This window comes from Lederbergia graminis, assembly GCF_042655485.1.
Classification (GTDB): Bacteria; Bacillota; Bacilli; order Bacillales; family Bacillaceae_C; genus Lederbergia; species Lederbergia graminis.
This window is the reverse complement of the sequence record NZ_JBHSMC010000001.1, coordinates 347001-362982: the sequence shown is the minus strand read 5'-3', so window position 1 is coordinate 362982 and position 15982 is coordinate 347001. Positions and strand designations below refer to the sequence as shown.

At 36.0% G+C, this 15982-nt stretch carries 10 protein-coding genes; all 10 read right to left on the bottom strand.

The features are described 5' to 3' along the window. Positions 1-77 precede the first annotated feature (77 nt). On the bottom strand, positions 78-2033 hold the full coding sequence (locus ACFPM4_RS01890; protein ID WP_382347063.1) for a GTP-binding protein: 1956 nt from the start codon (positions 2031-2033) through the stop codon (positions 78-80). 87 nt (positions 2034-2120) lie between these two features. Then, on the bottom strand, positions 2121-3134 hold the full coding sequence (locus tag ACFPM4_RS01885) for a Gfo/Idh/MocA family protein (RefSeq protein ID WP_144925755.1): 1014 nt from the start codon (positions 3132-3134) through the stop codon (positions 2121-2123). A 99-nt stretch (positions 3135-3233) separates the two neighbouring features. Further along, the gene (locus tag ACFPM4_RS01880) at positions 3234-4292 is read right to left on the bottom strand and encodes an LLM class flavin-dependent oxidoreductase (RefSeq protein WP_382347059.1); all 1059 of its coding nucleotides are present in this window, start codon (positions 4290-4292) and stop codon (positions 3234-3236) included. A gap of 111 nt (positions 4293-4403) precedes the next feature. Beyond that, the gene (locus ACFPM4_RS01875) at positions 4404-4943 is read right to left on the bottom strand and encodes a histidine phosphatase family protein (RefSeq protein ID WP_382347056.1); all 540 of its coding nucleotides are present in this window, start codon (positions 4941-4943) and stop codon (positions 4404-4406) included. Between the two features lie 146 nt (positions 4944-5089). Further along, on the bottom strand, positions 5090-6232 hold the full coding sequence (locus ACFPM4_RS01870) for a mannitol-1-phosphate 5-dehydrogenase (RefSeq protein WP_382347053.1): 1143 nt from the start codon (positions 6230-6232) through the stop codon (positions 5090-5092). A gap of 6 nt (positions 6233-6238) precedes the next feature. Further along, a complete protein-coding gene (locus ACFPM4_RS01865) occupies positions 6239-8326 on the bottom strand; it encodes a BglG family transcription antiterminator (protein ID WP_382347050.1) in 2088 nt (695 codons plus the stop codon). 105 nt (positions 8327-8431) lie between these two features. Then, positions 8432-10342: a PTS mannitol transporter subunit IICBA gene (locus ACFPM4_RS01860; RefSeq protein WP_382347047.1), complete on the bottom strand. Its 1911-nt coding sequence runs from the start codon at positions 10340-10342 to the stop codon at positions 8432-8434. A gap of 321 nt (positions 10343-10663) precedes the next feature. Further along, a complete protein-coding gene (gene rlmD / locus ACFPM4_RS01855; protein ID WP_382347044.1) occupies positions 10664-12064 on the bottom strand; it encodes a 23S rRNA (uracil(1939)-C(5))-methyltransferase RlmD in 1401 nt (466 codons plus the stop codon). Between the two features lie 227 nt (positions 12065-12291). Then, a complete protein-coding gene (locus ACFPM4_RS01850; RefSeq protein ID WP_382347041.1) occupies positions 12292-13617 on the bottom strand; it encodes an alkaline phosphatase in 1326 nt (441 codons plus the stop codon). Between the two features lie 402 nt (positions 13618-14019). Then, positions 14020-15966 (bottom strand): DUF4185 domain-containing protein, encoded by a 1947-nt coding sequence (locus tag ACFPM4_RS01845; RefSeq protein WP_382347038.1) that lies wholly within the window; start codon positions 15964-15966, stop codon positions 14020-14022. Positions 15967-15982: the final 16 nt, after the last annotated feature.

Here is a 15982-nt window from a genome sequence, read left to right as displayed (position 1 = left end):
TAGCAAGATTAATACAGTTTATGGGTAGATGCATTTGTGTATACATGAAAAAAAGTAGCCTTCACATATCGTGAAGGCTACTTTTCTAGTTTCTCACAATGCATCATCCATTCTGCTTCATCCCACTTCACACTATAACCAGCACCTTTTGCACAAAAGATGGAGGACGATGTATATTCTTGATCGGCATCTTTGTCATAGCCAATTGTAGTAATTACTGTAAGTTCATTATGACAACGTTCATACCCATCAAAGGATAATGATATTTGACCTTTTCCTTTCGTGAAGGTAGCTAATGTTGTTGGGTAATCCATAAAGGTTGCGACTGGGGCTTTACCCGTAATAATTGCTTTTTCCCCCTCTGTTACAGGAGCTTCAAAATTGCCAGAAGCTGTTTGTATATCCGCTATTACCCGCCCCATATGTTCTAAATCCACTTTTATTTTAAACTCATAATATGGTTCAAGGAGTATATTTCCCGCTTTCTCTAACCCCTGACGCAAAGCACGAAAAGTAGCTTCACGGAAATCGCCTCCATGTGTATGCTTATTATGTGCTCTCCCAGTTAAAAGTGTAATTTTTACATCTGTTAATGGAGAACCTGTTAAAATACCATGATGGTCTCTTTCAAACACATGCTGCTTAATAACATTTTGTAAACTGGTGGATAAGTGATCTGTGTGGCAAATACTTTCAAATGTAATGCCCTTATTTCGCTCATTTGGTTCTATTTTCAAATGCACTTCTGCATAATGGCGAAGTGGTTCAAAATGGCCATATCCATATACAATAGAATCAATCGTTTCCTTATAAATAATTTCAGGTTTATCAAATGAAACAGTTAACCCAAACCTAGCTTGTATTACTTGCTGTAATACTTCAAGTTGAATAGTACCCATCACATGTAAATGAATTTGTTGAAGAGATTCATCCCATACAACATGAAGGGATGGATCTTCTGCATCTAATATGTAGAAATATTTTAACGCCTCTCTCATGTTCATACCTTGTTCAAAAACTACCTTTGATTTCAAAGTAGGAACAATATTATAACTTGTATTTTCCTGTAAAGTACCAAGACCGTCCCCAATAGCTGCACTTGAAAGACCTGTTACTGCAAATATTTCACCAGCTTGAACTTCATCTACTTGCACAAAATTAGTTCCATTATACTTTCGAATTTGAGTTATTTTTTCAACTTCTCCATTAGAATAGTTTATTTCATCTCGCACCTTCAATTTTCCACTTATTGCTTTAATGAACGTAATCCTTGTACCTGCTTCATCATGACGAATCTTATAAACACGTCCTGAAAATGTAGTATTAGGATCATAATTTGTCATCGTTAATAAGTCCAATTGGTCGAGAAATTCTTTAATCCCAATATCTTGGAGAGCGGAACCATAAGCACAAGGATAAATGTTAGTTGTCTGTATCATTTGCTTCATTTTTTCTAACCATAGGATTTCTTCGTATCCCTTCTCCATGTAATGATCTAATAAATCTTCATCACGTTCAGCGATACATTCTATTAATTCCTCGGTTATCCTTCCATTTTGCATACCAGTAGTTATATCACAAATATCTTTAGTTAAATGAATCTCAATATCACCCATTACTTTACCAATATTTGCACCTGTACGGTCTGTTTTATTAATGAATATAAAAGTCGGTACTTGATGTCTTTTTAATAAATTCCATACTGTTTCAGTATGTGCTTGAATTCCTTCGACAGCACTAATGACAAGGATGGCAATATCCATTACTTGAACTGCTCGCTCCATTTCAGGAGAAAAATCCACATGCCCCGGAGTGTCAATAAGAAAATAAACGGAGTTATTGTATTCAAATGTCGCTTGTTCGGCAAACACGGTAATTCCGCGTTGTTTTTCAATCTCATGATTATCTAGGAATGTACTTTGGTGATCGACTCGGCCTCTCTCCTTTATACTATTTGTATGATAAAGTAACTGTTCGGAAAAAGTTGTCTTCCCCGCATCTACATGTGCTAAAATGCCGACCGTCTTATACATAAATTATTTTTACTCCTCTTCCTTATAAGATATTTTTCATTATAGCATGATTAGAAAAAGCCCCTATGGTAGGGGCAATATTTTATTCTATAACAATACTTTCTTCCCTTTTTTTGCACTTTCAACTGCCCCAAAAACCATCTCCATACTCTTAATATTGTCTGTACAGTCTGTCTCAGCCAACCTATTTTCTTCTAGTGCTGAAAACATTTCATCTAGACAACCCCAATGTCCTTCTTGCCCATTCCAGTTATCTTCTATCTCTACACTTTTAATATGATCTACAAATTCAATGGGTTTTGATGAATCACGAATCTCACAAACTGGAAAATGGTGTCCATCCCACTTTGCGCTTCCTATACTGCCTGTTACACGCCAATCCGATTCCCAAGAAGTTTGCATACCGATTGCTGACCAAGATCCTCTATATGTAAATACAGAACCATCACTCATTTCAAAGATACATACAGCAGAAGAGTTTCCTTCATACCATGAACCTGCAGGATTATATTCATGACAATAGACAGAAACAGCGTCTGCTCCTGTAATAAAACGTGCTTGATCAAAAGTATGTATAGCCATATCCACGATTAATGGATTATCCATTACATCACGAAATCCTCCAAAATGAGGTCCTAGGAAAAAATCAGCATGAATGGAACCAACTTTTCCTATGACATTATTTGCGACTACTTGTTGCAAAGCTCGTATTTGGCGGTTATATCTCCGGTTTTGCATGACAGAATATTTTTTACCAGTTTGCTGTGCTACTTGTAAAACAGCTTTTGCATCCTCTAACGTTTCTGCCATAGGCTTCTCACCAAAAACATTACAGCCAGCTTCCATCGCGGTTGTAGCTATTTCTTTATGGCTAGCCGGAATCGTTATATCTAACACTAAATTTGGTCCAGTTTCTTTAATGGCTTTAGACAAATCAACAAAACATGGTACTTGTAAATTTCTACGGTCTGCCATCTTTTTAGCCGATTCAATATATAAATCTACTAATCCAACAATTTCAGCATTTTCACGTTTTTCAACATAATCTAACCATACATTAGACATTGCACCACAACCAGCAACAACAATTTTGTGTTTCATTTTTTCATCCTCCAAGAATACTAGAATTGATAATGAATGTAAGTGCTTTCCGTTTTGTTTTTTATAAGAGCAAGGTCTAAAACCTTGCTCTTAGCAGTATTATTCGTTCGTATTTTCCGATTCCCATTTTGCTACTTCTTCGCGAACAATTGGTGCTACTTCTTTTCCTAATAATTCAATTGCTTTCATCACGTCATCATGTGGCATACTACCAACAGGTACATGGAGCATGAAGCGTGTAATCCCTACATTTTTTCTAAGATGAATGATTTTATTTGCTACAGTTTCTGAATCTCCAACGTATAGTGCACCTTCAAAACTACGTGCAGCATCAAACGTATCTCGCGTATATGGACCCCAGCCACGTTCGCGACCAAGTTTATTCATCGCTTGTTGTGTTGAAGGGAAAAACTTTTCTGCAGCTAATTCTGTATCCTCTGCAACAAAACCATGTGAATGAGAAGCAACAGTTAGTTTAGTTACATCATGACCAGCTTGTGCTGCTGCTCTTTTATACAATTTAACTAGTGGGGCAAATTGTATTGGTCGACCTCCTATAATCGCTAAGACGAGCGGCAATCCTAAAGCGCCTGCTCTTGCGACAGATTCGGGAGTTCCACCACTACCAATCCAAACTGGTAACGGATCCTGAACTGGTCGTGGATAAACCCCACGATTCTGAATAGCAGGACGATGTCCACCTCTCCATGTAACTTTTTCTGATTCACGGATTTTTAAAAGTAACTCCAGTTTTTCTTCAAATAATTCATTATAATCATTTAGATCATAACCAAATAGCGGAAATGACTCTATAAAAGAACCGCGACCAGCCATTATCTCAGCTCGACCATTTGAAATAGCGTCAACAGTAGCAAAATCCTGGAATACTCGGACAGGATCTGCTGAGGAAAGAACTGTTACCGCACTAGTTAAGCGTATGTTTTTTGTTTTTGCTGCAGCTGCTGCCAAAATAATAGCTGGAGCAGATGCAGCATAATCTTCACGATGATGTTCTCCTACACCAAAGACATCTAATCCAACCTCATCTGCAAGGACAATTTCGTCGACAACTTCTCTAATTCTCTGAGCATGGCTAACTACTTTACCTGTTTTCACATCCGGTGTTGTTTCTACAAATGTACTGATACCAATTTCCACGTTTGCGCCTCCTATATGTATCTTAAAAGGATAAATTTATTATTATGTTTGTATTGTACCATTTAACACCATCTATATATTACTCTTTTGTATTAATGGTGCTACTGATACTTACCAGATGCATTCAACAGTATACTTTCCATCGTTCCAGCGGATGTGATAGACATCTGGATTGCGCAAAGCCATCCAATTATTAAAGCCATACTCAGGAATATAATTTTTCAGTAGTAATGCCATCAAGTTTCCATGTGTTACGATTATCGTATTCGAAAATGAGCTTGTAATAATATCATCGATTACATCTTTTATTCGCGCTTGTGCTTCTCGACTCGACTCCCCACCATCATATTTTAAGTCCATATCTGTAAATGTCTTTTTCAATTTCTCCATCCAATCATGATACGATTGATTGCTTAATGTTCTTTCTGCTAATCTATTATCTATTTCAATGTTAATATTTCGTTTCTTAGCATAGGGATTAATCGATTGTATTGCTCTAGTAAATGGGCTAGATATTATTCTATCAATATTGTATTTTGAAAAAAACCTGACTAATGATAGAGATTGATTAATCCCCTCTTCCGTTAACTGAGCTTCCGGTTGTTGCCCAACTGCTTTACAGTGGCGCACAACAAAGATACTTTTGTTCATTGATCATCACCATCATAATATTGTTCTTTATAGTTAATTAAACTCCATTAGATTTATTTCTTCAACTACTTTAGAGTTAATAACTTTTTGTTCCTATAACTAAGTAAAAAAAGAAGGATACGGTATTTTTCACCGTATCCACATTATTATCCTCTAAGTGTTTCATATTGATCAATAATAACTTTCGAAATATCATCCGATTGGTCTAATTGGCAAATTTCCTTTAATACATATGTTATACCTTGATCTTGGATCATTTTTTGTAATTCCACTGATTCGGGGTCATCTTGAACGTCAAATAAGAGACAAGCCGCTACAGCACTTGCTAGGTGGTGGAATGATAAACCTAACTTTTGAGCCTCTACCATCGGCTTTATTAATCTGTCATTTGGTCCTAGTTTACGGATTGGTGAGCGGCCAACACGATTGACATCATCGTGTAAATGTTTATTTTGAAAACGGACAATTATTTTATCTATATACTTTTGATGCTCATCATCATCTAGATGATAACGTTTCGTTAAGTATGCTCCTGTTTCTCCTAAGGTTGCTTTAACTTTTTGATAGATATTAGAATCATTTAGTGATTGGTCAATCGTTTCCTTACCATCTAAAAAGCCAAAATATGCGGTTACTGCATGGCCAGTATTAACAGTAAATAATTTTCTTTCGATATAAGGTGCTAAATCCGCAACTTTTATCATTCCTTCTACTTCTGGAATATCCATCGTTGTTTCCACAATCCATTCATAATAAGGTTCAACTAAAACATCAAGAGAATTTTTATTATCTTGTATCGGGACGATTCGATCTACTGCTGAGTTAAAATAATGGACTTTATCCTCCATTTTTTCAATTTCGACGTCTGTAAGCTCTTTTTGAATATAGCCTTTTAATAGGTTTGTTGCAGATATTTGATTTTCGCAAGCAATTACATATACCTTTTCATCTGTTACTTTCCCTCTAGATTTCAAGCCTTTTGCAATTAATGGAGCAATATGGGGTAATATATTGGGACCAATTGCAGTTGTGATGTAAGTTGCTTCTTCAATTTCTTTTATTACACTTTCTTCTTGTTTCATATTGTTTAGTCCAGAAACATGATTAATTTCTGATACTTGAGGAGTATCTTCTGCTGTTATTACTTTGTAAGCTTTGTCTTTATTTAATTGATCAATAATCGCATCCGCTATGTCAACAAATGTTACGTGATAACCTGCTAGTGAAAACAAAGCCCCTATAAAGCCTCTACCGATATTTCCAGCTCCAAAATGTACTACTTTTTTCACATTAACTCAATTCCTTCCATATTTACGTTGTAAAAAGTTTAAAAATGCTGCTTCTAACTTTTCTCGTATTAACTTTTCATTCGCAGAAGAAAAGACCATAATATTCCCCTTATTTTCCACAATAACCATACTTACTATGCTGATAATTTCCAATTCAAGCTCATGTAAATTTTGTGGAGCAATGAGCAAAAGAATATTATTGACTTCCATTTCTTTCCCATCCATGCCTAACACCCTGTAAGGAGACTCAATATTTACGATTTGAAAGCTAATTTCCTTCACACTTTCGTGACGGCAATGGAATAGCGCCATGTTGGTTTGGGGAATGCCCAATCCTCCTTTTGCTTCACGAAGCTTTAGTTGATGAAAGACATCTTCTTCATTTGTTATACTTCCTTTTTCTCTTTCATATCGTAGCATCTTCTTAATGAGTAGGTCATAGGAGTTTTCATTTTTCATATTGTTCAAAGTAAAATTACGTAAGAGAGTACGAATACTGTTCTGACACATATCAACTTCTTCCATAAATGTATAAAGAGATGTCCTATTCCTTTTTCTCTCCTTTTGATTGTCCTCGTATGCTTCCGAAGAATAACTAACATTTCTAGTAATGTTTTGAACATGGGATTGTATATAAGATTGAATTGCCTGTACATCTTTATCATGTAGTAACGGATTTACATGTACATATTCAAAATTTTCCTGTAACGGCAATAAGACAGTAGAAACAATGATTTGGTATTGACTCCAATCCATCGTATGCATTTCTTTTAACGAGATAATATCGGTTGAAGTAATCTCAGGAATTTCATTTTTAATTCGACTAGCTAACATCTTTGAAGTGCCAATTCCCGTAGGACAAATGATTAAAGCTTGAATCTGTACGTCTTCTTTTTTCAATTCCAATGCTGATCCAAAGTGCAACACAATATAAGCAATTTCATTATCTGAAAAAGACAGATTAGCAAATACCCTATTAACACTTGTGTATACTGCCATAAATAAAAGAGGATACTTTTGTTTAATTTCTTCTGTTAACGGATTAAAATGTGTCAAACCTTTACTCATACGATAAATTGTCGGTTCCATATGAGCCATAAGACCTTGAAACAAAGGGAAATCTGCTGACAAATCAACATTTAATTGCTCAGAGACATCCTGAATTAATTTCTTAACGGAGCGGCTAATAAGAATTTGATCGTAGTACTTACTCTCGGGCTCCACAATTTTTGAACCTCTTAAAACGGAGACTAAATACACGATTTCATTATTGTTAATCTCGATAGAAAAATAATCCGCTAATTCATTACAAATTCTGAGCAGAAGTGAATATTCATCAGAACTCTTTTGGTGCTCTAAATCGTGTTTTTGTACAGTAAGAGTACATCCTTTTTTGATCCTTTGTAACGATATGCAAATATGAATGATGAATGCAATATAATCACTATCTGCTAATTTTATGTGGGATTGATTTATGTAGGAATAAACAATTTTATCGATTTTCTTTACATAATCCCTTTTAAGGAAATATAAGATTTTTTTATTTTGTAACCTGTCATTCGAAATCATGAATAAGCTCTCAATCAATTCTTCATTAAAATGAATGAACAAATAACTTACTAAGGCATTTCTTTTATCTTCTTCTAGTCCGACGATTTCAACCCCGACGCCTTTTTTTCGATAAAGAATAATATTATAGTTTTTCAACCACTCCATCAAATCATCTAAGTCTGTACCCAAGGTTGTAATGGAGATGCCTAGATCGTTTGCTAAGGATGGTAGTTTTATAGGTCCATCTGCATCTAATAATTTTATGTAAGCAAGTAATCTTCTTGCTTCTAATGACAAATCAATCGGATTAATTTTATTCAACTCTTGAATAAGTCTATAAAAGTTATGATTGGTTCCCACAATCGTTAATCCATTATTATTCTCTACAGATAGTTCGAACTGTTTTAAAATCTTTTCTACACCTTTTAAATCTCTTTGAATTGTTCTTGTACTAACATGCAGAAAATCAGCAATCGAAGAGATTGAATGCTTTCCACCTTTTTTCACCATTAGGTCAATTATTGCCTTCTCCCTTGATGTCATTATCATTTCCATCAACTCTTTTCAATCAAATTCATTATATAAATGATTGATATTATTCATAAAAATGGAAGAAGAAAGATGCATGGTTTGCATCTTTCTACTTAATTATTTCTCAAAGGAAGCTCCGATAATGCTTAGGATCTCATCTGCTGTCTTTGCAGTTGCCATTTTTTCAACGTTCTCCATTTCTGAACATGTAATAGCAATTGCAGATAGTATTTCTAAATGTCCTCCATCTTTACCAGCAATTCCAAATATTAAACGAACTTTTTGTCCATCATAATCAATACCTTCTGGAACCTGTATAATGGTAACTCCTGAATTTTTCACACTTTTCTTTGCTTCATCCGTACCATGAGGGATCGCTACATCATTTCCCATATAGGTAGTTGTTATGTTGTCCCTTTCTATCATTGCCTCGATATAAGATTCATCTACATAACCGCCATCTGCCAAAGCTCTTCCTGCAAATCGAATTGCTTCCTCTTTGGAAGAAAATTGTTTATTTAAGAAGATGTTTTCTTTTCTTAAAACATCTTGATTCGTCGATGGGGAATGATCTACTTCCTCATCTTTTGATTCTTCTTTAACAACATCCTCCGTTATTAGACGATGAATCAATTCATCATATTTTGGACTTGATAAAAAGTTGTCAACTGAAATATGATATGCATTTGGTACTTTTTGTCTTGCACGTGGTGTTAGTTCCTCTTGTGTTATAACTAATTTTGCATCATTTGGGAGGTTGCTTATTGCAGTATTTGTAACCTTCATATTCAATCCAGCTTCTTTTACCTTTTTCCTTAATAAAGAAGCACCCATAGCACTTGAACCCATACCAGCATCACAAGCGAATATGATATGGTTGATATCTTTCGGGTTGAATTCCCCGTTTGCTTCTTTAGCAGAACTTAATGCACTTGCTACACTACTCTTCTTACCTTTCATTTCCTGCATTTTTTGTGATGCCTCTTCAATATTTCCTTCATTTGCTTTACTTGTTTTTAAGATAATGGAAGAAATGACAAGTGAAACGATGGCAGCCACTAATACACCTGCTATATTAGCAAAATAGTTGCCTGAAGGTGTCACAGCAAGAATGGCTAGGAAACTTCCTGGAGAAGATGGTGCTACTAAACCACCACCAAGAACAGATAAGGTGAATACTCCACTTATTCCTCCTAAAATAACTGCTATTAATAACAGTGGATTCATTAACACATATGGGAAGTAAATTTCATGGATTCCACCAAAGAAATGAATGATACTAGCTCCAGGTGCTGTTTGCTTAGCTGTTCCTCTTCCAAAGAAGCAATAAGCCAAAAGAACTCCGATACCCGGTCCAGGGTTAGCTTCTAGTAGGAATAAGATAGATTCTCCAGTTTGTTTTACTTGTTCTATCCCTATTGGTGATAAAACACCATGATTAATTGCATTATTTAAAAACAATATTTTAGCTGGTTCAATTAGAATGCTAGTTAATGGAAGAACTCCTATTCCTAACATCCATTCAACACCAGTTACTAACCATCCGGTAAGCACGCTTACTCCAGGTCCAACTAACAAGTAAGAAAGAACAGCTAGTATTCCACCTAATATCCCAGAAGAAAAGTTATTTACTAACATTTCAAAGCCAGTCTTAATTTTGCCTTCTATTAGCGAGTCAAACTTTTTGATGACCCATCCGCCAATCGGCCCCATGACCATAGCTCCAAGGAACATTGGAATTTCGGCACCAACAATGACTCCCATTGTCGCTATCGCACCAACGACACCTCCGCGAGTGTCATATACGAGTTTACCTCCAGTGTAACCTATTAATAATGGTAATAAATATTTTACCATTGGGTCCACTAATGAGGCCAATTCCTCATTTGGGAACCACCCTGCTTCTATAAATAGAGCTGTAATTAGCCCCCATGCTATAAACGCTCCAATATTCGGCATTACCATAGAGCTTAAAAAGTTACCGAATTTCTGAACGCGTACTTTTATTCCTCGACCTTGATGAGACATATAATTCACTCCAAAAAAATAGTAATCATATATTAATCTTAGGTAATCAACCGTTTACACTCAATAGGAAGTAGAACTAACTTTGTCCTGAATGACGATGCCAAAACTTTTTTTGACAAAACCCATTCTTTTTCTATCTTTTAAATATGCTCTGCATAGCGATTTCTATGCAATACTTTGAAGAAAATCATCCCCGCATCCTTAGTCTAATAATGATTTTTCTTGTAAACACGATAGTAATGGAAAGAAAAAATGGCAATAAAAAAATCCGGAAATCGGAAATATTTATTTTCACGAAAACCGGATCTGATTAGAAATTGTTTAATTGTTTTCCTCTTCTAGTACTAACTCAGCAACAAGTTCTACATGAACTGTGTGTGGAAAGAGGTCCACTGGTTGAACAGTAGTTAATCTGTATCCAAATGGTACTAGTTGCTTGATATCAATTGCAAATGTTTCTGGATTACATGAAACATACACAATCCGCTCTGGTTTAGAACGCCCAATTTTACGCATTACTTTACCACCAGCACCTGAACGAGGTGGATCCAGTAATAACAATTCTGGATTTCCGAAGGTCTCAAGCACTTCATCAATGCCTGTTCTAGCATCTTTTGCTAAAAAGTATGTGTTCTTAATACCGTTATCTTCTGCATTTCTTTTAGCTGATGCAATAGATGTTTCAACGATTTCAATTCCAGCAAGCTTTTGTACACGAGCTGCAAATGGCAATGAAAAAGTACCAACTCCACAAAATAAATCAATCATTTTCTCTGTGTCTTTTGGCTTGCCCATTTGTAGTGCTAGATCAACTAATTTTTGTGCTTGTGTTGGATTCGTTTGGAAGAATGTATCGAACCAAAGACGATATCGATACCCTGCCATTTCATCATAAATATAATCACGTCCAGCTAATGTATGGCTTTTTTCTGATTGAGTACGATCTGCCCAATCTGTATTTTCAAGCCACATTAAACTTTTAACTTGTGGGTATTTTTCAGTAATCCGTTCGATCAAGTTATTTGTAGCTGTTGACAAATCACCAGTCGGAGATTCTGTTGCAAAAACAGCTAACATCATTTCACCAGTTGCAAAGGATTGGCGAACCATCAAGTGGCGAAGCAAACCTTCATGCTTATCTTTATCATAACCAATCAATTGATGTTCTTTCACCCAATCTGCTACTTCAATTGCTGCTTCCACCATTTCTTTTCCAGCAATCAGGCATGTTTCAAGTGAGATAATTTTTCTGAAATTACCTTGTTCGTGCAGTCCTAACGAACCGTCTGGCGCAAAGGTAAATTCCATTTTATTACGATAGTGCCACGGGTTGTCCATGCCAATAGTATCTTGTACTAAATTTGAGTCAAATCCTTGTGATTCAACAGCTTGCTTTACACTTTGTGTCTTGTGTTTTAGCTGACCTTTATAATCCCAGTGCTGCCAAACACAGCCTCCACAAAGATCAAAGTGTGGACAAGGTGGTGCGATTCTTTCTGGGTGTGCTTCCAATATTTCATCCGCTAATGCTTTTCTTCTTCTCTTTTCAGGTTGATCAACAGTAACCTTAACTTTTTCACCAGGGAGTGTTTGCGGAATTGTTAGTTTTAATTTTTTGGGGTTACCTAATTCATTTTTACGCCATACTGCAGCTTGTCCTGAACCTTTCGCATCTAATTGACGGATTTCTGCTTCAAAAACTTCTCCTACTTTAACAGACAATAATACTTCCTCCATTCAACATAAAACAATATATAGTAAATGCATGCAGATGCATTAAAGGTCACTCATACATACCTAGCTAATTATAACGAAAGTTAGAACGAATGGAAATAGCAAAAAGGATAATGAAGTTGAATGATGAGAAAGTTCACTTACTAGACGCTGAGAATATATGAAAAAAAGTCAGCCTTTCACCATTCTAGTGAAGGACTGACTCTCTTTGCATCTTATTTACCAGGAAGAAATCGTATTTTCATTGCTTCTGCCATAAGCACTGGAAGACTAGTATTTTCATGTAAACCTGCGAAAAGATGAGAACCTGGTCCAAAGGCGTATAATGGAACATCTGTGCCGGTATGACCTGTACTTGACCAACCAACAACTGCTCGCTCTGAAACTATTTGATTAATTATTGTAGAAGCTGAAGTAGCAAGTTTAATTCTAGTTTCTTCCTCATCGGTAATATCTAAATTGGTGTACTGTTTCATTACTTCTTTGATGTTGCTACGCTCACTATTTAGTTTGCTATCCATGAAATCGCCAGTTGCAGTTACATTTCGTAATATTTCAAGATTAGTATCTCCTTTTCCGTATCCACCTACTGACATACCACCAGTATCATGATCACCAGCAACAACCACCAATGTTTTTCCATCTCTTTTTGCAAAGTCAACAGCGACTGCAACTGCAGACTCAAATGCTTCGCTATCTTTCATTGCCCAAGCTGCATCATTATCATGACCCGCCCAATCTATTTGACTTCCTTCTACCATCAGAAAAAAACCATCTTTATCCTTACGCAACACTTCAATTGCTGTCTCTGTCATTTCTGCAAGGCTTGGCTGGTCCGTTTCATCTCTATCCAACTCAGGAGCCATTGCTTCCTCAGCGAAAAGACCGATCAGTTTCTTTGCATTCTTTACATTGTTAAGTTGTATCTTATTGGATACAACTTGATATTGGTTTCCCTTCGCTTCTAGTAAGAGTGATTCTGGAAAGTACTTTTTCCCTCCACCAAGGATTACGTCTACATCATTTTCAATTAATTGAGGAGCGATATCGGATTCACTTGCACGAGACGCAACATGTGAAGCAAATACTGCAGGAGTTGCATGTGTAATTGTAGAAGTAGCTACTAAACCTGAAGATTTTTTATTTTTTTCAGCAGCTTCTAAAATTGTTTCTAATTCAACACCATCAGGTGTCATACTTATAATTCCATTATTAGTCTTTACTCCAGTAGCCATTGCTGTACCTGCAGCAGCGGAATCAGTAATCTCTGAATCTGCTGAATAAGTACGATGCATCCCAACTAACATAGAATCTAGAATTGTTTCTTCTCCCTTGTACCAACGATAATTTGTAGCATAGGATGCAGAATAGCCATCAGGTACCATAAAAATAACATTTTTAGCAATCCCATTATTAGAATGCCTATCCTTCGGCTTAGCGTCTGCTACAGGAACGGAAAAACTACCTACTAGACTACCAATTGCAAGTGAAGTTACTACAGCTAATGGGAGAACCTTCTTTTTTAAAGACATCTTATCCATGCTATTACCTCCTCAAAATTGATTACGAGTTTAGTATAGTTGTGGAGTGTGAATACAAGGATAAAATATGGTTAATAATGCGTAAAACGAGAGAAATGGGAAATTCCTCCGTTATTTCATTTAAATAAGTCGTTTAAAATCATCTCTTATACCTACATACTTTTTCTTAAAACTTGTAATACTTAATAAAACTATCACCCTGAATTAGCTTTACATAACTTTAGCCCTATCAAAATTATGTAGAAATCGTTAAATTATGTAAATCTTTATTCAATACGAAAAGCCAAACTAATACTTGAATTAATTTCAAGTTAGTTTGACTTTTCGTATTCTAATTCCTCTATTTTATAACGTGACTTCTTCCATATGACTGGAAGGTGAGATTTTTTCAATAAAAAAACATTAATTCTTCACTACACTAACATCGTCTACTTGGATCCATGTATCACCATTTGCCCACATTCCTGCAAATAATTCTACACTATGGTTGTTTCCGGAATTAAAAGTAACATTTAATTTAGTATATTCTCCTAAGCTACTAAACTGTGTTTCTTTTAATATTGGTCCATTATTCAATAAACGAGCACCGAAATAACCATCAGTGTTATTAGCGGAAGTTTTTATCCAAGCTGATAAAGTATAATTTTGATTAGGCTCTACAAATACTTCTTGTTTAATCGCATTCCAGCCGCTATCATATCGAGCAAAGCCATTATTTTCTCCAGTATATGCGTATCCAAGGTTACGATCAACACCAGCATAACCATTTGAATACCATGGTGCCGTTAAGGTTAATGTATCTTGCTCCTCGAAGCTACTGTGACCGACTAAATTGCTTTCTCTTACTAAACTTACATCATCTAGTTGTGACCATGTTTCTCCATCAGCCCAAACCCCATTGTAAATTTCGACTATCGCATTTGGTCCCGAATTGAAGGTTACTACTTGTTCTGTATAATCGGATAAAGTTCCATATTTATTTTCTTTAATGACTGGTCCTCCATCGGGTACCCTAACCCCGAAATAGCCTTCAGTATTATTATCTGATGAGCGTACCCATCCTTTAAGTGTATAATTCGTGTATGGTTGAACAGCTACTTTTTGTTTAATAGCATTCCACCCGGTATCATTATAAACAAACCCATTATTGTTACCAGTCCTAGCATTTCCTAAATCACGATCAATTCCTCCCGATCCTTGTATATACCATGGCGCCATAATTGGGGTGTCTCCTTGTGTTTCAAATCCTGGTGCAGAAATGATATTATCTGATATTTGATCATCATTTAAATCTACTTTTAATAAGCGAGTATTATAATCCGGATGCCAAGTCGACATAATAAAATACAGAGTAGAACTATTATTAGAAAGTGGATGCATGAAGGCATTGTATTGCCCTAATCCTGTTAAATTTCCAGGAACTAAAATTTTCTCTCCACTCCATGGACCAACAGGTGTTGGAGCATCACGCATCACAATTGATCGACGGTCTTCATTCAAATACGTCATAATAAAACGATTAAAATGTGTATTGTAAGCAACTGACATTTCCCCAGCAACACCAATTGCTACAGGTTGTGCTGCTGTTTGATCTGCTACCCAACCATTTCCGTTCCAATACCGGTATGCTCCAATATTAAGTAGCTGCTGCTCTGGAACACGAGCTAAATGAATATTACCAAATCGACCATTTGGTGTACCATACATATACACAAAACCATCTTTCTTCACAAATGCCGCCATTTGAAATTTATTGTCCCATGCCGTTTTATTATTGTGCCACCTTGCAGTAGGGTGTTTTATCCAGTTTTGGCCATTATCATCAGAATAAGCAATACCAGAATAGTTTGTATACCATCTACCTGCCGCTCCCCAATGATTAACTGACATATAGTGAATATAATGTCTATTGCCTACAGTAACTCCTGCTGTAGGAATAACCGTCATTTCGTCATTATTAATTTTCTTAGAATATAGTATTTCTTTAGCAAATCCGGGATGACTTTCAATCATTCGAGAGAAAGTAAGCCCATCCTCTAAATTTGTATCAGAAGAAACTGCTAATACATTACTTCTGTTCCATTGTCCTGCTGCATTATTTGTATCACCAAATGCAATAAAATATTCCCCTCCACCTTTATCCCAAATTATTCCTAAGTCTGTCCCACCAATGTCCCATCTAGTATGCGTTTGATTTGGATTAGGTAAAGTCTCACCAGGAGATGCAGGTCCAGTTACGCGAGCAATCATTTGTATGTTAGATGGACTAACAGCTTGTGTACTCCCTACAAATACAGTACTAACAAGTAAAAACACGAAAGCAATTTTGGCGATTAATTTTCGCTTCATTTCTATTCCCCTCTTT